This window comes from Paraburkholderia sp. PREW-6R (assembly GCF_039621805.1).
In the GTDB taxonomy this organism is placed as follows: Bacteria; Pseudomonadota; Gammaproteobacteria; order Burkholderiales; family Burkholderiaceae; genus Paraburkholderia.
Genome location: NZ_CP155073.1, coordinates 1 through 19,940, shown reverse-complemented (window position 1 = coordinate 19,940; position 19,940 = coordinate 1). Strand labels below are relative to the sequence as shown.

17 protein-coding genes are annotated in these 19,940 nt (G+C 63.0%); 6 read left to right on the top strand and 11 right to left on the bottom strand.

Translation table 11 applies throughout. The features are described 5' to 3' along the window. Nucleotides 1-3 precede the first annotated feature (3 nt). The 7 genes from AAGS40_RS00085 to gspG all read right to left on the bottom strand — a co-directional run bounded on the left by AAGS40_RS00085 (nt 4) and on the right by gspG (nt 5,223). The gene (locus AAGS40_RS00085) at nt 4-507 is read right to left on the bottom strand and encodes a type II secretion system protein M (RefSeq protein WP_345812395.1); all 504 of its coding nucleotides are present in this window, start codon (nt 505-507) and stop codon (nt 4-6) included. Beyond that, on the bottom strand, nt 504-1,925 hold the full coding sequence (gene gspL / locus AAGS40_RS00080; RefSeq protein WP_345812394.1) for a type II secretion system protein GspL: 1,422 nt from the start codon (nt 1,923-1,925) through the stop codon (nt 504-506). Before gspL ends, AAGS40_RS00085 begins: the two co-directional genes overlap by 4 nt. A 28-nt stretch (nt 1,926-1,953) precedes the next feature. Further along, entirely contained in the window at nt 1,954-3,051 is a 1,098-nt protein-coding gene (gspK, locus tag AAGS40_RS00075; protein ID WP_345812393.1) for a type II secretion system minor pseudopilin GspK, read from the bottom strand. Between the two features lies 1 nt (nt 3,052). Next, the gene (locus AAGS40_RS00070; protein ID WP_345812392.1) at nt 3,053-3,730 is read right to left on the bottom strand and encodes a prepilin-type N-terminal cleavage/methylation domain-containing protein; all 678 of its coding nucleotides are present in this window, start codon (nt 3,728-3,730) and stop codon (nt 3,053-3,055) included. Then, nucleotides 3,708-4,121 (bottom strand): type II secretion system minor pseudopilin GspI, encoded by a 414-nt coding sequence (gspI, locus tag AAGS40_RS00065; RefSeq protein ID WP_345814435.1) that lies wholly within the window; start codon nt 4,119-4,121, stop codon nt 3,708-3,710. The genes AAGS40_RS00070 and gspI overlap by 23 nt, the downstream gene beginning before the upstream one ends. 1 nt (nt 4,122) lies before the next feature. After that, nucleotides 4,123-4,695 carry a GspH/FimT family pseudopilin gene (locus AAGS40_RS00060; protein ID WP_345812391.1) on the bottom strand — a complete coding sequence of 191 codons (573 nt, stop codon included), beginning with the start codon at nt 4,693-4,695 and terminating at the stop codon, nt 4,123-4,125. 63 nt (nt 4,696-4,758) lie between these two features. Beyond that, nucleotides 4,759-5,223, bottom strand: a complete 465-nt coding sequence (gspG, locus tag AAGS40_RS00055; protein WP_345812389.1) for a type II secretion system major pseudopilin GspG — start codon at nt 5,221-5,223, stop codon at nt 4,759-4,761. 156 nt (nt 5,224-5,379) lie between these two features. Here gspG and AAGS40_RS00050 point away from each other — a divergent pair, with 156 nt between their 5' ends. Then, complete coding sequence (locus AAGS40_RS00050; protein ID WP_345812388.1) at nt 5,380-5,793, top strand: type II secretion system protein N; 414 nt, start codon at nt 5,380-5,382, stop codon at nt 5,791-5,793. Nucleotides 5,794-5,925: 132 nt separating this feature from the next. Here AAGS40_RS00050 and gspF read toward each other — a convergent pair whose 3' ends face one another. From gspF to gspD, 3 genes are read right to left on the bottom strand one after another with little or no spacing between them, the layout of a single operon-like run. Then, nucleotides 5,926-7,143 carry a type II secretion system inner membrane protein GspF gene (gspF, locus tag AAGS40_RS00045; protein WP_345812387.1) on the bottom strand — a complete coding sequence of 406 codons (1,218 nt, stop codon included), beginning with the start codon at nt 7,141-7,143 and terminating at the stop codon, nt 5,926-5,928. A 4-nt stretch (nt 7,144-7,147) separates the two neighbouring features. Next, complete coding sequence (gene gspE, locus AAGS40_RS00040) at nt 7,148-8,710, bottom strand: type II secretion system ATPase GspE (protein ID WP_345812386.1); 1,563 nt, start codon at nt 8,708-8,710, stop codon at nt 7,148-7,150. Then, nucleotides 8,707-11,103: a type II secretion system secretin GspD gene (gene gspD, locus AAGS40_RS00035; RefSeq protein ID WP_345812384.1), complete on the bottom strand. Its 2,397-nt coding sequence runs from the start codon at nt 11,101-11,103 to the stop codon at nt 8,707-8,709. The genes gspE and gspD overlap by 4 nt, the downstream gene beginning before the upstream one ends. 514 nt (nt 11,104-11,617) lie before the next feature. Here gspD and AAGS40_RS00030 point away from each other — a divergent pair. Both AAGS40_RS00030 and AAGS40_RS00025 read left to right on the top strand, forming a co-directional pair. Next, nucleotides 11,618-12,064 carry a lytic transglycosylase domain-containing protein gene (locus AAGS40_RS00030; protein WP_345812383.1) on the top strand — a complete coding sequence of 149 codons (447 nt, stop codon included), beginning with the start codon at nt 11,618-11,620 and terminating at the stop codon, nt 12,062-12,064. A 315-nt stretch (nt 12,065-12,379) separates the two neighbouring features. Continuing rightward, nucleotides 12,380-13,705 carry a GTP-binding protein gene (locus tag AAGS40_RS00025; RefSeq protein WP_345812381.1) on the top strand — a complete coding sequence of 442 codons (1,326 nt, stop codon included), beginning with the start codon at nt 12,380-12,382 and terminating at the stop codon, nt 13,703-13,705. Between the two features lie 124 nt (nt 13,706-13,829). Here AAGS40_RS00025 and AAGS40_RS00020 read toward each other — a convergent pair whose 3' ends face one another. Continuing rightward, on the bottom strand, nt 13,830-14,108 hold the full coding sequence (locus AAGS40_RS00020) for an HU family DNA-binding protein (RefSeq protein ID WP_006050811.1): 279 nt from the start codon (nt 14,106-14,108) through the stop codon (nt 13,830-13,832). 414 nt (nt 14,109-14,522) lie between these two features. On the opposite strand from AAGS40_RS00020, the gene mnmC reads away from it, so the two are divergent. From mnmC to AAGS40_RS00005, 3 genes are all read left to right on the top strand, one after another. Beyond that, nucleotides 14,523-16,496 carry a bifunctional tRNA (5-methylaminomethyl-2-thiouridine)(34)-methyltransferase MnmD/FAD-dependent 5-carboxymethylaminomethyl-2-thiouridine(34) oxidoreductase MnmC gene (gene mnmC, locus AAGS40_RS00015; RefSeq protein ID WP_345812379.1) on the top strand — a complete coding sequence of 658 codons (1,974 nt, stop codon included), beginning with the start codon at nt 14,523-14,525 and terminating at the stop codon, nt 16,494-16,496. Nucleotides 16,497-17,360: 864 nt separating this feature from the next. Continuing rightward, nucleotides 17,361-18,566: a cation:proton antiporter gene (locus tag AAGS40_RS00010; protein WP_345812378.1), complete on the top strand. Its 1,206-nt coding sequence runs from the start codon at nt 17,361-17,363 to the stop codon at nt 18,564-18,566. Between the two features lie 102 nt (nt 18,567-18,668). Next, nucleotides 18,669-19,784, top strand: coding sequence for a YbdK family carboxylate-amine ligase (locus tag AAGS40_RS00005; protein WP_345812377.1), 1,116 nt, complete (start codon nt 18,669-18,671; stop codon nt 19,782-19,784). Nucleotides 19,785-19,940: the final 156 nt, after the last annotated feature.

The window sequence follows — 19,940 nt, the reverse complement described above, 5'->3', positions numbered from 1 at the left end:
GGCTCATTTCGCGGTAGACGGCTGCAGCGACGCCGTCAGGTCCACCTGCCCGTCGTCCTTGAGCGCGGTCATGTGCGCCTCGGCAACCTGCACCTTGAACTGCTTGCGAACGTCGTCCACCCATTGCGTCCACGCCGGGAACGACGCGTTCTTCATCTGGATCTGCACCGCGCTGCCGACCGCCTGCACCTGGGTGGCGGCGAGGCCGTGATCGCTCAGCGAAGCGGTGAGCGCATCCTTGAGCGCCGCGCCGGTCGGCGCGACCCCTTGGGCGGCCGCCGACAGCTGCCGCGCTTCGTTCGACTCCGCGGTCATCTGCGCGAGTTGACGTTGCAGGCTCGGCAGCGATTCCCGCAGACGCGCGCGGCCTTCCTGCGCCGGCGCCCACAGCACCGACCACGCGATCACGACCGCAAGCGCGCTGCCGCCCCACGCGATCAGCGTCTTCTCGCGCTCGGTGCGCTGGTCCCAGAATCCAGCCCAGGTTTGGGCGAGTTCAGCTTTCATTGTCCGTTCCTGATGGTCCACTTGCCGGTGTTGCTGTCGATTGCGCCGCTCAAACCGTTGCGCGCGAGGCGCTTCGAGAAATCGGCGTCGAGCTTGACCTCGGGTTTGAAGGTGACGTCGAGCCGCCGGTCGTGATAGTCGAGCGCGGCGATGCCGTTCACCGGAACCGGCGCCAGCGAGCGAGCGAGGCCGTCGGCGAGCGACAGGAAGTCATCCGGCGACAGCTCGCCCGCCGCGACCCGCAACTGCTGCAATTGACGCGACATCTGATCGGGCGCGTCGAGTACGACCGTCGTCTTCGGGAACGTGTTAAGCAGCAGTTCGGTCATCTGCGTGTTGATCGCGTCGCGTTGACGCGACAGCATCAGCCATTGCACGTTTGCGCCAATGACCGCGATCACCAGCGCGCCGATCGCCAGCATCACCGGCAACCGCAGACGCCGCAGCGTCGAGCGGTCGAGCCGCCACGGCTGCGAGGCGAACTCGAACTGGCAAAGATCGAAGCGGCAGTCCAGCGCGCGCCGGGCGAGTTGCTCGAACGGCAACGGGCTCGCGCCATGCACGTACGCGGCAAGGCGCGCAGGGCTCGTCGTGGCGAGACTGGGTTCATTGCCCGGCACTTCGGTCAGCATGTAGAGCGACACGCGGGCAGCACCGGCGAGCGCCCCTATGGTCGCGTTCACGGCGCTGGCCGGCACTGCGAGCCCTTCGCCCTGCGCGCCGCGCGCAATGGCCAGTTCCACGCGCGGCACGGTGCTCGTCGACGTGTTGTCGACCGCGCCTTCGAGCATGAACGCCGGGGCCGTTTGCACGACCGCGCCGAGCACAGCCGCCACCATGGGCACGGCCGCCGCAGCGCCTGGCGCGATTACCGGCGCAACGCCCGGCAGCGACGTCGCCACACCCGCCGAGCCCGCCAACGCCGGTTCACCGACGCCAACCGTTTCGGGAATTTCAATTGGTGTATCGAGCGCGACGGCCTGCGGCAGGCAGCGCGTGACCGGCACGGCGCGCAGGCTGCGGTGGCCGGTGGCATGAAAGCCTTCGCAGATGTACCGGAACCAGCCGCGGTCGATGATCGCCAGCAACTGGCGTCCGCCCGCGAGCGGTTGCGGATCGACCGCGATGTGGCACGTTTGCGGGTCCTGAATCAGCTGATCCTCGACGATATTGGGCAGCGCCTGGCGCAGCCGCGGACCGCGCAGCGGCGGCAGCGTGGCGGGCATCATCAGCAGGTCGCGCGCGGCGACCATCAGCACGGTCGACGTGGCGCGCGGCAGCAGCGTCAGCGCCGAGCGGCCGGCGCGCTGGGTGCGGCCCGCCTTGTCGAGCAGCACGAACGGCAGCTCCGGCAGTTGCCATTCCTGCGATGGCACCGCCGGATCACGCGGCGGCAGTAGGACGATCAGCGTGCTCAAAGGCCACTCTCTCTGGGAAAGGCGTTGTTCATGGTTGGTCTTCCACCCGCACGATACGCGTAGTGTGAGTCAAAGCGTCGCGATAGACGAGGGTTGTCCGGTCCACCTCGGCGCGTTCATGCTGCACGTGCCCGTGGACGAGGAAATAGTTGGTGTTGACGTCGAGCTGACTGGGGTCGATCCCGACCTGTTGGGCGCCCGACCCTTGCAGCGCCAGTTGCACGTCGCCGATGTTATGAAAAAACACCGTCTGACGGCGCGCGACGAACGCCTGCGCCGAGGACAGGCTCATTCCCGGCACGACCGCCGCGATCACTTCGGCGGAGGCCGTGTTCATGTTGAGCGCGGAGACCGTGGGCAACACGGTCACGAACGGCCGCAGGCGCGCGACCATCTCCGGCGAATAGCCGGGAATATCCAGCAGCGAATCGACGCTCGTCATTTGCAAAGGGTGATGTCCGGTGTCGTCGTCGCTGTCGGAAATGCCGGGCTTGTCAGTGAAGCCGCCGCCAGTCGCGCCGCCCTGGATGGTCGGCGCGGAAGTCGTGGTCGTGCCGTTCGGGTTCGTGACCGCCTGGAAGCGGGTGGCCGATTGCGCGAGGCTGTCGCGCACCTGAATCGCGGTGGCCTTGGCGAGTTGGCTGCTCAGGCCGAGCGAGACCAGCAGGCGCTGGTAGGCGCCAATCTGCTCCGTGTTCAGTTGCATGATGCCAGGGGCGGGACTTTCGACCAGGTTGCGCAGATTGAATTTCGCCTGGGCGTCTTCGATCGAGCCCGACAGATAAGTCGCTGCACCTTCTTGCGCACGTACTTCGCCGATCTGGCCGAGAAAGTCCGAGAGCCGTGTTTTGGCGACGGGAACACCCCACAGGCCGCCCAGATACGTGATCCCGGCCGATGTGTCTCCTTCGGAGCGCAGGATCAGGCGCGTCCAGTCCAGCGCGCCGCGGGAGACCCATTGGGCCTGCGACAGCAGGCGCTGGTTTTCGATCCTGCGTATCTGGATCTGCTGACGCCAGAGCATGCCGGAGACCAGGATCGCCGACAGCGCGACGACCAGCAGGGCGCTGATGATGGCTGCGCCGGATTCCTTCGTGCGTCGCGGAGACCGATGAGACTGCTTCATATCACTCTCCGACCAGAAAAACCCGCACAACAGGCCGCGCGAGCGAGCTCGCCCCAATACTGACCTGAAGCCCCGTCACCGACCTCGGCAACGGCGCATTGCCCACCTGCGGCACTTTCAGATTGTTGTCGTTCTCCGTAATCGCACTTTGTACGTCTTTCATCTGCGTGGTCCAGCCGACCTTCGGCACATAGACCCGCGCATTGATCGCGCCGACGCCGCCCATCAACGGCACGGCCGACCAGTCGCTGCCTTCGCCACCGCGCAGCGCCGCCCGCACTTCGTCGAGGTTGCCGAGCGGCGGCGACGCATAGCGGATCACGCGTCCGTCCGAAATGCGATACCGCACCACCTGCAAGCGCGGCGCCGTGCCCGGCAACATCATTTCGCGCACGATCTGCAGCACACTGCCCGATATCGACACGGCCGCCTGGCCGGATTCGTCGTCGGTCGCGGCGTGGCGCGCGTCGATACGCAACTGGTCGAACAATTGCGCGAAGACGCGCTCGTCCTCCATGGCGTTGGTAATCGTCTGACGGCCACGAATAATCTGGTCGAGCCCGCGCCATGACAACACCGCAATCACCGCCATGATCGCAATCGCCACCAGCAATTCGATCAGTGTGAAGCCGCGCGCGCCCGATTGGCGGCGGCGCTCAGAGCGAACGGTTGTTTTCATTCGCGACCACCGTCACCATCTGCGCCAGATTGCCGGAACGGCCCGGCGTCGTTACCTGTACTTCCACGCGACGAAACACCGGATTCGGCGTTGCGCTCACCTGCTCGGTACAGAGCAACTGCAAATTGCCTTGCGAACAGTCGAAACTCGTCGCGCCGACGTCCGGCCATGCATGCGTCAACCGCAGTTGCGCGAGCGTATTGTCCGCACTCCAGCCGGCCAGCAGCCGACGGTGCAGATCGGCCTCCCCGCTTGCGAGACTGCCTACCGCGCGCAACGAAGCCGCCAACGCGATCGCGATGATCGCCAGCGCGACCAGCACCTCGATCATCGTGAAACCGCGCTGCGAAGCGCGCGCGTTTCGCTCCCCGTGATTGCTGCAATGACGCATCTCAGTGAACCTCATAGCGGCCATTGCCGGTGCCGACGATCGTCGCGCGCCCCGCCGACGAAAACAGCGTGATCTGCACCGGTACGTCGATCGCCTCGGTGCCGAAGACGACGCGGCTCGGTTGCGCGTCGGAGCCGGGATAGCTGATCGCCACGCCGGTCACGCCGCCTTCCCACGTTCGCGGGCCGAGCAGGTCGTCGCGTATCGGGCGCCAGCCATCCTCGGTGCGCATGTCGAAACGGAAGCCGCCATCCACCGGCTGCCATGCAATCGGATGCGCGCGCACCTGCGCTTCGTCGCCGGCCGACTCGAACAGCAGCGCAAGACGCTGCGCCTCTTCGTTCAGATCGCTGCGCGGATTGCGCGTCATCGTCAACGCGGTCAGGGACACGAGCAGACCGGCGATCACCAGCACCACCAGCATTTCCAGCAATGTGAAACCCGCCGCCCGACGACGCCTCGTCACACGCGAACCCTGCGACCGCGCCGCACGGCGCGCGCCGTCACGCGCCGGGTGCGGCTGTAGTGCCGTACACGGAGTGTCCACACGGGACTTGCAAGCGGACAGTCGCATAGAGCCGGCCAGAACCAATCAGCTAGAAATACAGGGACGATGCGTGGGTCACCGCTACGCCGACTACTGCCACGAGCCGACGTCGGCATCATTGCCTTCGCCGCCGGGTTTGCCGTCCGCGCCGTAACTGAACACGTCGATATCGCCGTGCACGCCCGGATTCAGATATTGATAGGCATTGCCCCACGGGTCATTGGGCAGACGCTCCAGATAGCCACCGTCTTTCCAGTTGCCCGGAACCGGGTCGGTGGTCGGCTTTTCGATCAGCGCGCGCAGGCCCTGCTCCTGCGTGGGATAACGGCCGTTGTCGAGACGGTACAGTTTCAGCGCCTGCATCACGGTGCCAATATCCTGCTTGGCGGCGACGCGGCGCGCTTCGTCCGGACGGCTCATGATTTTCGGCACGATCAACGCGGCCAGAATGCCCAGAATCGCGATCACGACCATGATTTCGATCAGCGTGAAACCGCGTTGACGACGGCTGCGCGTAGCTGCGGTTTCCATACGTCGAGTGGTCGACAGTTGCATAGCTTCCTACCTCTTTTCGGTGAAATTTTTGGCCAGGGCCGCATTCGCATGGCAGCAACGAGGAAGCCATCGAGTACGTCCGGCCGGTCATTTTAATGTCCCGCGGGGTCGCTTCAACCCAACGCAATTTTCACAATAGTCCGTACAATGAGCGTCATGAACGCCATCCAAATCCGCCTTTTGTCGCTCGCGCTGTTCGCCGTTTTCTGCGCGACGCTGACCTACTGGGTCATCACGCTCACTTCGATGTCCGGCGCGCCGGTTCCCGCCGCGGCCGCTCACGCGCAGGTTTCGACCGACGAGGCAGCAACGCTGTTCGGCGGCCGGCTCACGCGCAGCGCCAATCAGGACATCCATCTGTTCGGCATCCTTGCGTTGCAACAGGGCGCCGCCGCTATCGTCAGCGTCGGCGGCGAACCGCCGCACGCGGTGTCGATCGGCAATACGCTGATGCAAGGCGCCAAGCTCTCCGAAGTCCGCGCCCGATCGATCATCATCGACCGCAACGGCGCGCATTCGGAAGTGTTCCTGCCTGCCAACCCCGCAGGTCCCACGATCTACGTGCGCTGAAGCAGCGTGGTCCCACTGCCGCTTCAGCCGCTGGCGCGGTAACCGCCGCGTGTTGGCTGTGCGGCACAGATTTGCCCCTCATCGCTCGTTGCGGCACACCCGGCAGCGCCGCGCAATCCGCATCCGTGCGCCTTACTGCACCAGATTGTTCAACTCGATGATCGGCAGCATCACCGCCAGCACGATCACCAGCACCACTCCCCCCATCGCCAGAATCAGCAACGGTTCGAGCAGGCTCGTCAGGAACATCGTGCGACGCTCCAGTTCGCGCGCTTCGCCGTCGGCGGCCCGGTCGAGCATGGTCGTCACGTCGCCCGTGGCCTCGCCCGACCGGATCAGGTGAACCAGCACGGGCGGGAACGTCTTCGTATTGCCGAGCGCGCGCGATAGCGACGTACCTTCGCGCACACGCACGATCGCATCGTCGATGTTTTCGCGCATCGCATTGTTGCTCAGCGTTTCGGCGGCGGCCTGCAACGCGCGCAGAATCGGCACGCCGGCCGCCGTCAGAATGCCGAGCGTGCTGGCAAATCGCACCGTGTTATAGCCGCGCACGAGCTTGCCGAGCAGCGGCGCAGTCAGCAGCCAGCGGTCGAAAGCGAGCCGCGGGCCGGCTTGCCTGAGTGTCGAGCGCACCAGATAGGCGACGAGCGCGACGCCGATCAGCACCGCCCACCACCAGTTCCGCACGAAGCCCGAGAGCGCCATCATCATGATGGTGAGGACGGGCAGTTGCTGCTTGGTGCTGGCAAACACGTTCACCACCTGCGGCACGACATAGCTCAACAGGAACGTGACGATGCCAAACGCGATGATCGTGACGATGGTCGGATACGTGAACGCCAGCACGATCTTCTGCTTGAGCGCGTTGCGTTGCTCGATGTAATCGGCGAGGCGCGACAGCACGAGACCGAGCTTGCCGGTGTGCTCACCGGCCGCGACCAGTGCGCGGTAAATCTCGGGGAAGTCTTTCGGATGCTGCGTCAACGCGCTGGCGAGCGAATGGCCGCCAAGCACTTCCGCGCGAATCGCCGCCATCAGTTCGCGAATGTAGTCGCGTTCGGATTGCTCGGTCAGCACCGAAAGCGCTTCATCGAGCGGCAAGCCGGCGATCAGCAGGCTCGCGAGCTGCCGCGTCAGAATAGCCTGCTCGCGCTGCGACAGACGGCGTCCCAGGGACAGACGCTGATTGCGCTCGCCGCGCGTGCGCGTGGCCGCCGGTTCGACAATCAGCGGCGTGAGTCCCTGCGAGCGCAGATTGGTCCGCGCGCCGCGCGCGCTGTCCGCGTCGAGCACGCCTTTCTGCGCTTTGCCCGCCGCGTCGATCGCTTCAAAACGAAATGCCGGCATGCGTTTATGCTCCGCCAGTCACGCGGATCACCTCTTCGAGCGACGTCAGGCCGGAGGCGAGCCAACGGTCCGCGTCCTCGCGCAGCGTGCGCATGCCTTGCGTGCGGCCCGCCGTGAGAATTTCCGCGTCCGACGCGTTGCGGTGAATCTGCGCGCGGATCTCGTCGTCGATCAGCAGCAGCTCATAGACGCCGCGCCGTCCGGCATAGCCGGATTGACCGCATTTGTCGCAACCCACCGGATGCCAGCGCACGCTGCCGTCTTTCTCGACACGCTCTTCGCGGCAGACCGGGCACAGCCGCCGCACGAGCCGCTGTGCCAGCACGCCGAGCAACGACGACGCCAGCAGATAAGGCTCCACGCCCATGTCGGTCAAACGCGTGACGGCCGACGCCGCGTCGTTCGTGTGTAGCGTGGCGAGCACGAGGTGGCCCGTCAGCGATGCCTGCACGGCGATCTGCGCGGTTTCGAGGTCGCGGATTTCGCCGATCATGATGATGTCCGGGTCTTGCCGCAAAATCGAGCGCAGCGCCCGCGCGAAGCTCATGCCGATCCGCTCGTTCACCTGCGTCTGGCCGATGCCGGACAGGTCGTATTCGATCGGGTCTTCCACCGTCATGATGTTGGTGGTCGCCGTTTCGAGCCGCGACATCGACGCGTACAGCGTGGTCGTCTTGCCAGAGCCGGTCGGGCCGGTCACGAGCACGATGCCGTGCGGCTTGCCGATCAGCTTGTCGAATTTGACGAGCGTATCGGGCGCCATGCCGAGTGCTTCGAGATTCAGCCGCGAGGCGTCTTTTTCCAGCAGACGCAGCACGGCGCGCTCACCGTGGCCGGTCGGCAGCGTGGACACCCGCACGTCGACCGGGCGGCCACCCACGCGCAGCGTGATACGGCCGTCCTGCGGCAGACGTTTTTCCGCAATGTCGAGTTGCGCCATGATCTTGATCCGCGAGATCAGCGCGCCATGCAGCGCTTTTTTCGGCCGCACGACATCGCGCAGTGTGCCGTCCACCCGAAAGCGCACAACCGACGCATTCTCGAACGGTTCGATATGAATGTCCGACGCCTGTTCGCGCGCTGCCTGCGTGAGCAGCGCGTTGATCATGCGGATGATCGGCGCGTCGTCTTCCGACTCAAGCAGATCTTCCACTTCGGGAATGTCCTGCATCAGACGCGACAGATCGACTTCGCCTTCCACTTCGCCGACCACCTGGGCGGCGCTGCCGTCCTGGCGTGCATACGCCTGATTGATGGCCTGCGCGAGTTCATCGGCGGGCAGACGCACCACCGTAATCGCACCGAAATTGCGCGTGACTTCGGCGAGCGCGGCTTCGTTCGTGCGCTCGCTGATCCACACTTCGAGACTGTCCGCATGCTGATGCGCGACCAGAATCTGACCGCTGCGTGCAAAACCATACGGCACGAGACGCGCGGCCACCGCCGACGGCGCCACACGCTCGGCATGCTCGGTCACGACCGCGGCCGGGATCGCTGCGGCTTGTGCCGCAGCACCGGCCCGCGTTGCTGCTGGCGATACGGACTGCGGCGTGGACGGTGTGCTCACGGCTGAACTCCAGGCGACACCGTTGAAGGCGTCACCGTGACGGGATTGGTCTGCACCGCACCGCCCGTAACCGGCGCGGGAACGACGGTCGCGGGTTGCGGCGCCACATAAGACGACGGCTGCGGCACGTTCGCCGGCTGCGGCGGCACATTGGCCGGCGGCGGCGCCATCTGTTGCCGACGCATCTTGTCGAGGTCGAACAGGTTCATGGCCGGCGCGCCACCCTGACTCGGACCGATCGGCATCGGCGGAACGACCGGATCGTCCTTGTCCTTGATCAGATTGTTATCCGACTTGTACGCGCCCTGCACGCCCTGAATGTAGTCGTACCGGTTCGACGTCACGGCCTGCGCGGTGTCGCGATCGGCAATGATCACCGGACGCAGGAACACCATCAGGTTAGTCTTGTTACGCGTTTTCTGTTCGGAACGGAATAGCTGGCCGATCCACGGGATGTCGCCGAGCAGCGGCACCTTGCTGTTGCTGACCTGATAGTTGTCCTGCATCAGGCCGCCGAGCACGATGATCTCGCCGTTATCGGCGAGCACCGTAGACTGGATCGAGCGCTTGGTGAATTCGGGGCCGGCCGGATTGGTCGTCGCGTTGGTGGTGCCGGTAACGATCGCCGAGTCTTCCGTGTAGAGCTGCAGCTTGAGAATGCCGCCCTCGGTGATCTGCGGTTTCACGTGCAGCGTCAGGCCCACGTCGACGCGGTCATACGTATTGAACGCGGAGGTCGCCGTGCTGCTCGTCAGGTTCGAATACGAGCCTGTCTGGATCGGCACGTTCGTACCGACGACGATCTTCGCTTCCTCGTTATCGAGCGTAATCAGGTTAGGCGTGGACAGCACGTTGGCGTCGGCCGTCTGCGAGAGCGCCTGCAGCAATGCGCCGAGACCCTGCACGCCAAAAATGTTGTGCACCCAGCCCACGTTCAGGCCTTGCTGGAGACCCGAATTTCCCAGCGCCGCGGCAAGACCGCCGGTGCCCGCGGTGGCGGCAGCCGTTGCGGCAGCAGCCGTCAGGTTGACGATGCTGTTGCTGGAGCCTGTCTGCAGGTTCGTGCCGGCGAGCACCGAATTGTTCGCGACCTGCCACTGAATGCCGAGGTTCGCGTTCGTGTTCGAGTTCAACTCGACGATCAGCGCTTCGAGATAAACCTGCGCGCGGCGTGCGTCGAGCTGGTCGATCACGGCTCGCAGGTTGCGATAGACCGGCTCGGCCGCGGTGATGATCAGCGAATTGGTCGCCGCGTCGGCCTGAATCATGCCGCCTGGCTGATTGTCGTCGCTCTTGTTTTTGTCGCTGCCCAGGAAGTCGCCGGAGTTCGAGCCGCCGCTCGACCCATAGCCGCCGCTGCTGCCGCCGAGCGGCGACGATCCCAGCGAACTGCCGCTGGAGCCGCCCGAAGGCAGCGGAGGCGTGCCCGATGTCCCGGTGGAGTTGTTGCCGCCGAGTCCACCGCCGCCGCCGCCGCCGTTCTGGTTAAACGAGTTGGCGTCGTTCGAGCCGCCCGACGAGCCGCTGTCGCCACCTTTGCCCATCATGCCGCGCAACGTCTTGGCAAGGCGCGTCGCGTCCGCGTTGCGCAACGGCACGACGTGGATGTTGCCGGGCATCGTGGTCGGCGTATCGAGTTCTTTCGCGAGCTGTTTCGCCGCGGCGAGACGCGCGCCGTTCGACGCGCGAATCAGCAGTGAATTGGTACGCGGATCCGCGGTGATCGACACCTTGAGCGTTGCATCCGTGCTGCCGATCGAGCCCGGGTCGAGCATCTTGCCCATTTGCGTGGCGATGTCGATCGCGTTGGCGTTCTTCAGCTGCACCACCGCGACCGACGTACCGGCCGCCGAATCCACGCCCGCGATGATCTGCGCGATGCGCCGAACGTTGTCGGCGTAATCGGTCACGACGATCGTATTGTTGGACGGGTAGGCCGCAACGGTGTTGTTCGGCGAGATCAGCGGACGCAGCACAGGCAGCAGATTGTTGGCCGACTCGTTCTTCAGCGTGAAGACCTGCGTCACCACCTGATCGCCACGCGCGACGGGCGAATTGCCTACGTACGTCGGCACGCCCTGCAGCTTTGCATCGGCCTCGGGCACCACCTTCAGGACACCGTGATCCTGGACCAGCGCAAAACCCTGCATGCGCAGTGCGGACTGCAAGGTTTTCAGCGCCTGATCTTCAGGCACCGAGTTCTCCGAGACGAGGTTCAACTGTCCCTTTACGCGCGGGTCGACGATGATGGTCTTGCCGGTCGCCGCACCGATCGCCTTGGCGACCTGGTCGATGTCAGCGTTGACGAAGTTGAGTGTCACCTGTGCCTGTGCTGTCTGCGCGGTGATCAATCCAGCCACCAGCAGCGCCGTTGCGACGCGACGCAAAGCCATACGATTTCTTCTCATGGAATGTGGTATCGATGCCGGCAGCCGGAGCTGCCGACGGTCATGCCGTGTGGACATAAGAGCAGGCCGCCGCCGTGTCGGTCTGCGAACCGGAACCGCAAACGGGCATCGCTGCCTGCGCCGGTCGTACAAAGTCCGAAAAAAATGAACAGTAACAGTTTTTCATGTCGGATTTGTCACAAACGAAACCGCTCGGTGCGATTCCTCTAGAGATTTTCATTCGCTGTCATACGAATGAAAGCTGGGTTCGGCGCCGTTCTGGCCGCGCGAACCTGCGCGTTTGGCTTGCTTATGTCGGTTAGCCAACTTGACGGGTGTTTGCCTGCCGGTATGATACGAGCGGTTCGACCCGCTGGTTCCGTAATGTCCGCGCGGGTTTTCCCCGATGGATCACGAAAGCCCGGCTGGCGTGCCTTTGCGGGCCTGTGCGGCTAAAGTTTGGCCGATGAAGCGCCTTACCAACCCTTAACCTTGCGACTTTGCCCAGTCTTATCGCCCGATGAAACGACCCTTCGTGACTGTCGCCGTTGGACTTGCCGTGCTGCTTGCAGCTCAGTCCGCACGCGCTGACTGCTTCGACGAAGCGGCCAAATATCAGAAAGTCAATCCGCTGATCCTGCGCGCCATTGCCTGGCAGGAATCGCACAACCGGCCGGACGCGACGCACAAGAACGCCAATGGTTCGACCGACTTCGGCCTCATGCAGATCAACTCCATTCATCTGCCCACGCTCGCCCAGTACGGCATTTCGCAGGGCACGCTCATGGAGCCGTGCAAGAACGTGTACATCGCAGCGTGGCATCTGCGCCGCCAGATGAACAAGTACGGCAACACGTGGCAGGCAGTTGGCGCCTATCACTCCGAAACGCCGGCCCTGCGGGACAAATACGCCCAGCAGATCGTCGCCATTCTGCGCAAGTGGAACCTCATGCCGGCCACGCGCTAACATGCGCTTCTTCCCCAATTAGTACGATGGGGTTACCGGCCCTCTTGCCGCCGCGTATTCTACACGTTTGAATTTTCGCGCTTCTTACGCGAACGAAATTGCCTCGTTGCTATGCGTGTTCATAGGCTGGCTGCTACGCGTGTTCATACGCTGGCGGCGTCCCGCGGCAATCGTTACGCGGGCATGATCCGTTTGATGCACAATGCGGCTTCGTGCTGCCGTCGACGTGGGTCCCTCAGGGGCGCCCTCAGGTTGCTTCAAATCCTCGTTAGCGCCTCGGCACGCCTTCTATCTTCCAGCTTTTTTCGTACTGCGATGAACCAGCCGCTACTGCCCGTCACCGTGCTCTCCGGTTTTCTGGGCGCCGGCAAGACCACGCTTCTGAACCACATCCTCGCGAATCGTGACGGCTTGCGCGTAGCCGTGATCGTCAACGATCTGGCCGCGGTCAATATCGACGCCACGCTCGTGCGCGACGCCGCCGCGCTGTCGCATGTCGAGGAACAACTGGTCGAAATGACGAACGGCTGCATCTGCTGCACGTTGCGTGATGATCTGCTGGTCGAGATCAGGCGCCTCGCTGGCGAAAAGCGCTTTGACGCAATCGTGATCGAGTCGACGGGCGTAGCCGAGCCCATGCCGATCGCCGAAACGTTCACGTTCGTCGATGACGACGGCGTCGCGCTTTCCGATGTCGCGCGGCTCGACACGCTCGTCACGGTGGTCGACGCATTCAACTTCCTGCGCGACTACGGTTGCGCCGACGCACTCGCCGAGCGCGGAATCGCCGCTACCGAAGAGGACGACCGCACGTTGGTCGAACTGCTGGTCGAGCAGATCGAGTTCTGCGACGTACTGGTAGTGAATAAAGCGGATCTGGTAAGCGCAGACGATCTGACGCGGCTGCAGCACATCCTCGCCCGCATCAATCCGCGCGCCGTGCAGGTGGTGAGCACGTTCGGCGCGGTGCCGCTCGCGGAAGTGGTGAACACCGGTCGTTTCGATTTCGATGAAGCGGCGAGTGCGCCGGGCTGGCTTGCATCGCTTAATGAGGATCACGCTCACGACCACGCTCACCACGGTGAAGCGGATGAATACGGCATTGGGCATTTTGTCTATCGCGCGCGCCGGCCGTTTCATCCCGAGCGCTTATGGGCGCTGCTGCATCAGGAGTGGAAGGGCGTATTGCGCAGCAAAGGCTTCTTCTGGCTTGCTACGCGCAATGACATTGCGGGCTCGCTCTCGCAAGCAGGTGGCACGTGCCGGCACGGACCGGCGGGCATGTGGTGGGCCGCACAGGATCGCAGCGAATGGCCCGACGGCGACGACGAACTGGCCGCGGAAATCGCCGCCGACTGGTATGGCGACGCCGATGACCTGAGCATCGGTGATCGTCGCCAGGAGCTGGTGATGATCGGCGTCGACATCGATCCAGCCGCATGGCAGGCGAAGCTCGACGCATGCCTTCTGACCGATGAAGAATACGCACAAGGCCCGGCAGCCTGGCAGCAGTTCGCCGATCCGTTCCCTGTATGGGATTTCGACGAAGACGATCATGACCACGATCATGCGCATCATGAGCACGGACATCATGACCATGATCATGACGGTCACGGCGAGATCATCCATCGTCACGATTAGGCCGCGACATGCCATTCGCGCTCACATCAGGTAAGCGCCGTCGCCATGGCGGCGACCTGATTCAGCGTGCGCAGACGAAAAAAAACCCGCCGTTGGCGGGTGTCAACGGCCGGCAGTAATCTGCCTAGCGCTTGTTGACTGCGTCCTTGAACGCTTTGCCAGCCGTGAATTTGACGGTCTTGGCTGCCGGGATCTTAATAGTTTCGCCGGTCTTGGGATTACGACCCGTACGTGCTGCGCGCTTGCCCGAACCGAAGCTGCCGAAGCCGATCAACTGGACCGCATCGCCCTTCGACACAGACTTCTTGATCACTTCAAGCAACGTGTCCAGCGTTTCACCGGTTTGAGCCTTGCTGGCGCCCGTCTGTCCTGCGACGGCGTCGATCAGTTCCTGTTTGTTCATTAAGGTTCCTTTCTGAGTTTAGGTTGACACGAACAGCGCGAACGCGCCGATTATACGTGCGCGTACCGCGCCGTCGAGCAGCTGCGGCTCCGGATCCCCTCCGGACAATAGCGCCGGACGCATGACTGTCCGTCGGCCGTGCCGCCGCTCCCTTCGCGGCGCTTGCTATGATAGCGCAGCGCAAACCCAATCAGGATAAGGGTTTCGAAGAATTACGCGGTTCCGGAAGCCGTGCAACAGGGCAATGACGCCTGGTGCGTCCGGCAGCCTCGCTAAAAGCGCTGAAACCCAGTACGGGCGGGGCATTGCGTTGGTTTTTGCCAACGTTTGCCACCTCCATTTCGCCGCCCGGCGAGCCGCGCGCGCTGGCGGTAACCTTCGCATCGCTCTGTCGAGCATCATTTTCCGCTGCGCATGACCGATCCGCTGATCCCTGCCGTCCTTGCTTTCCGCGACAACGGCACGCCTTATTCGCCGCTGTACAACGACATCTATCACAGCGCCGTAGGTGGTCTTGAGCAGGCTCACTACGTATTTCTGCGCGGCAACGCGCTACCGGATCGCTGGCATGGAAGACGGGTGTTTACCGTGCTCGAAACCGGCTTCGGCATGGGCATTAATTTCCTCGTGACGTGGGCGGCATGGCAAGCCGATCCGGCGCGTTGCGAACGGCTGCATTTCGTGTCGACGGAGAAGCATCCGTTTACTCCAGGCGACTTGCGCAGTGTGTATGCGGCCACGCTCTCCGATCCCAGGATCGCAGCTTTGGCCCAGACGCTGGTCGACGCTTGGCCGATGCTTGTTCCAGGTACGCACCGGCTGGAATTCGAAGGCGGCCGCGTCGTCCTCACTCTTGTCTTCGGCGACGTGCAAACAAGTCTGCCGGTGCTCAGGCTGCGCGCCGACGCTTTCTATCTCGATGGTTTTTCTCCAGCGAGAAACCCTGAAATGTGGGCGCCGGCCGTTTTCAGGTCACTCGCGCGCATGGCCGGCGAGGGAGCCACGTTTGCCACCTACAGCAGCGCCGGCGACATCAAGCGGGCGTTGCTTCAAAACGGCTTTGTGTACCAAAAGGTCGACGGCTTTGGCTGGAAGCGCGCAATGCTCGTCGGCCACTTCGAGCCGCGCTGGCGTGTGCGTCGCCATGAGCCGCCGCTGCCGTTCGCGTCGGAAGAACGGCACGCAATCGTGATCGGCGCCGGGTTGGCCGGCTGCGCAGTGATCGAGCGTCTGGCCGCGCGCGGTTGGCGCGTGACATCGCTGGAGCGACACGGCTCGGTTGCGCAGGAGGCGTCGGGCAATCCCGCCGGCGTGTTCCATCCGATGATTTCGCGCGACGACAGCGTCGCGTCCCGGGTCACGCGCGCGGGCTTTCTCTACGCATTAAAAAGATGGGCTGACCTCGAGCGATCCGGTCACGCACCGCTACGGGGAGGTCATGGCCTACTGCAGATTGCCGCCGACGACGAAGAAGCGCGCCTGATGGTCGAGGCCATTGCCGCGTTGGGTTACCCGCCGGACTACGTGACGCCTGTTTCGCTCGCGCAAGCGGAGCGCCTTGCCGGCATGCCGCTCGCGCGCGCGGGCTGGCTCTTCCCGTCCGGCGGCTGGATCGACCCGGCTTCGCTGTGCGCCGCGCAATGCGCCGCAGCCGGCCATCTGCTCGAACGGCGCTTTGGTATTCACGTGGCGCGAATCGAGCGCACGACGGATCAATGGACCGTTTTCGATCGCGCCGGGCAGGCCGTTGCACGGGCGCCAGTGGTGATTGTCGCTAGCGCTCACGATGCATCGCGCATCGCCGGCTTGCGCTATGCGCCAACGCGCAGCATTCGTGGTCAATTGACGCTGTTGCCGCCTGGCGCCGTGCCGCCGCTCTCGATACCGGTGATCGGTGAAGGCTATGCCGTGCCGCTTACCCATGGCACGACGTTGACGGGTGCGACCTACGAACTCGACGATCCCGACACCCTGCTGCGCCCCAGTGGTCATCGAGAAAACTTGGAGCGTGTCGCACGGATGCTGCCCGCGCTGGTGCGAGCGACCGACACGATACCTATCGAGTCGCTGGCCGGCCGTGTCGCGTTCCGCTGCGTAACGAGCGACCGCATGCCGATGATCGGCCAACTGGCCGACGAAGCCGCCGCCGTCAGCAACGCCCAACTGCTGCGCGGCGCGTGGCCTCTCGATCTGCCTCGAAGCGATGGTCTGTACGGCGCGTTCGCCTACGGCTCGCGCGGCCTGATATGGGCGGGGCTCGGCGCGGAACTTATCGCGTCGCAGATAGAAGGCGAGCCGTGGCCGCTCGAACGCGATCTTGCCGAAGACGTCGACGTCGCCCGGTTCCTGCTGCGTGCGTTGCGGCAGCAGACCGTCAACGGACAATGAACCATGCGCACCGATCCGGACGAAGGTTAACTGGGATCGAAGAAAAAATGGGTTATCCACCGGAAGATGTGGATAACCCTATTGTTAACAGAGGCAACTCGTGTGGACCCGCTGTGGACGTAAACGGGGTAACTCAGCGACACGCGTTAACCGGCCAAAGTTGTTCCTGTTTACCTGCTGCCGCCGCACATGCTGTGCATCCGGTTATGCCGTCTGCAAACCCATGATTCACTTCGGTTAACTACGGTTATCCACAGACAACGAGGCACCTTGTTAACTGTTACTACGTATACATACGGTAAACCTGTATACAGACAAGCCGTGGCGAGCCGGCCGCTCATCACCCCTGGAAGCGCGACACCAGGATTGGCTAATTTCTCTAAGCCAGTTCTCGTCAAGCACGCGCAAAGCAGGCCAGTCGACGGCAGTGACGCCAATCACAATGAAAAATTGACGGTCGCTTTTTCCTCGTGCCTGCAAGTTGATGCGAGTTTTTACCGTTTTCCCTGCGGGTTCATGTGTTTTCCATTAACGTAGAAAAAGCTATGGCACAATCGCCGTTCTTTTCCGCGTGGTGCCTTTCCGTTACGGCACACGCAGCAAACGGAACGGTGCCGCCCAATCAGCATCTGACTGAAGCCCGACGGCGTTCTCACACCGTGCCGTACCGGTATACCGTGGCCGCACTCCCGATTGCGCCGGGTTGCCGCTGCTGCGGCGCGTTCAGATCATCCGATCACTGAAATTCGCAACGCGGGTCATGCGAAACGATCGCAGCTGTGAGCATTCGTGCGCTCACCCGCCCGCCGGTGTTTGCGGCCGGTTCGTGTCGTTTGCCGTTGCTGCAAAGGAGAACCCATTACGATGAATTCGGCGTTTTCGTTTTTTCCAGCCTGGCCGCTCGCACCCGATGCCATTTTCTGGGCTGGTCTGGCATTGCTCGCCGCAGGCTTATGCGGTGAACTGTGCTATCGCGCCTGGCGGCTGCCGCGTATTTCGGGGTACGCGGTCATTGGCTTGATTGCCGGAGCGGCGGGTCTTGGCGTGATCGACGCGAATTCCGCAAGCGCCGCGCGGCCGTTGCTCGACGTCTCGCTCGGCCTTCTGCTGTTCGAACTCGGCAGCCGTCTCGATCTTCGCTGGATTCGCCGTAATCCCTGGCTGATTCTGTCGAGCATCGCGGAAGCCACGTTAACATTCGCTTTAGTATTGCCAGTTCTGCTGTTCCTGCACGTACCGCTGATGGTGGCAACCGTGCTTGCCGCGATCGCGATGGCCACGTCACCGGCCATGGTGATCCAGCTCAAAACCGAATTGCGCGCGGAAGGGCAGGTAACGCAGCGGCTGCTGACCTTGACCGCGTTAAATAGCATGTACGCGGTCGTGATCGAAAAGCTCGTGTCGAGCTGGCTGCATCAGGAGGTGTACGGCAACGTTTTTGCAACGATTCTGCAACCGCTGTATCTGCTGGCCGGCTCGCTCGTGCTCGCCTATCTGCTCGCGCGCACCTGCACGTTCTTTTACCGCCGTCTGAACATGCAGGACGAACACTCGTTTGTCGCGTTGTTCGGCCTTGTGCTGCTCGCCATCGCGCTCGCGCATCTGTTCAAACTGTCGACGATTCTTGCGCTGCTGGCCGCCGGCATCATCGTTAAAAATCACGAGGCTCGCCCGCAGTTGTGGCCGCAGCATTTCGGCACGGCTGGCTGGCTGCTCACGGTGATCCTGTTCGTGCTGACGCTGACGTCGTTTGAATGGAAGGACATCGCGCTCGGCGGCGTCGCGGCGTTGGGTCTGATTGTTGCGCGCCTCATAGCCAAACTGGTGGGCGTGATGGCGTTCGCCAAGCCGAGCGGTTTGGACTGGAAGCAGGGCATGGCGCTGGGCCTGTCGTTATCGCCGATGTCGGCGCTCGCTTATCTGCTGGTCGACGATACCTACAATCTCTATCCGAATTTCGACCCGCAACTGCGGGCCATCGTGATGTGCTCGATCTTCGTTCTGCAGATTCTCGGGCCGTGGCTCGTGTACCGCAGTCTGGCGCTCGTCGCTGAACGTCGCGAGGAGTGAACGCACCGCGCTGATCCGTGCGTCACACGCTCGATTCAATTCATTCGTTTTAAAAGCGGCCGGGCAGGTGACTCAGCCCGGCCGCCTGACTCAGGGGACGCCATGTCACTCGAACCCTTCATCGATTCGAAACCGTTTACGTTCGGTGTCGAACTCGAAATGCAGATCGTCAATACGCACGACTATGATCTGACCAAAGCCGGCTCAGACCTGCTGCGCCTCATCAAGGACGAAAAAATCCCCGGCAACATCACGCCGGAAATCACCGAAAGCATGATCGAGTTGTCGACGGGAATCTGCACGACACACGAACAGGCGCTCACCGATCTGCGCAAGATTCGCGACACGCTGGTGTCCGCAGCCGACCACCTGAACGTCGGCTTGTGCGGCGGTGGCACGCACGCCTTTCAGCAGTGGAGCGAACGGCAGATCGTCGATACACCGCGCTTCCAGTATCTGTCGGAACTGTACGGCTATCTCGCCAAACAGTTCACGGTGTTTGGCCAGCATGTGCACATTGGCTGTCCGGACCCGAATAGCGCGCTTTATCTGCTTCACTCGCTGTCGCGCTTCATTCCGCACTTCATCGCGCTGTCGGCATCGTCGCCGTTCGTACAAGGGGTAGATACCGGATTTCATTCGGCACGACTGAATTCCGTGTTTGCGTTCCCGTTGTCCGGCCGCGCGCCGTTCGTGCTGACGTGGGACAGCTTCGAGGAGTACTTCTCGAAGATGGTCCACACGGGCGTGGTCAACAGCATGAAAGACTTTTACTGGGACATCCGGCCGAAGCCCGGCTTCGGCACGATCGAAGTCCGCGTGATGGATACGCCGCTCTCGGTTGACCGTGCGGCCGCGATCGCCTGCTACATTCAAACGCTCGCACGGCATCTGCTGCTCGACAAACCGATCACGCCGAAGGAAGACGACTATCTCGTCTACACGTTCAACCGTTTCGAAGCCTGCCGTTTCGGCCTCGCCGGCACCTGCATCAATCCGCAAACAGGCGAACGCAAAACGATCGCCGAGGACATACTCGAAACGCTGGATACCATCGCGCCGCACGCGGAGGTGTTGGGCTCGGCCGACGCGCTCGCGGAAGTCGGCGCGATTGCGCGCAGTCAGGTGAACGATGCAACGTGGCTACGTGGCGTTTTCGAACAGGAAAAGTCCTTGCACGAAGCTGTCAGACAGCAATGTTTGCAGTGGCGCGAATAGGCCGATGCGCGATTACATCGGTGAGATGTTTAAAGAAACCCGCCGCGTGCGGGTTTTTTTTCGCCGGGATTGGCCCCTTGCAAGGGCTCAAGTTTTCTCGAAAATTTACGTATACCAACGGGGTAGTCATTATCGAGCATGGCGGCAGCCTGTGGA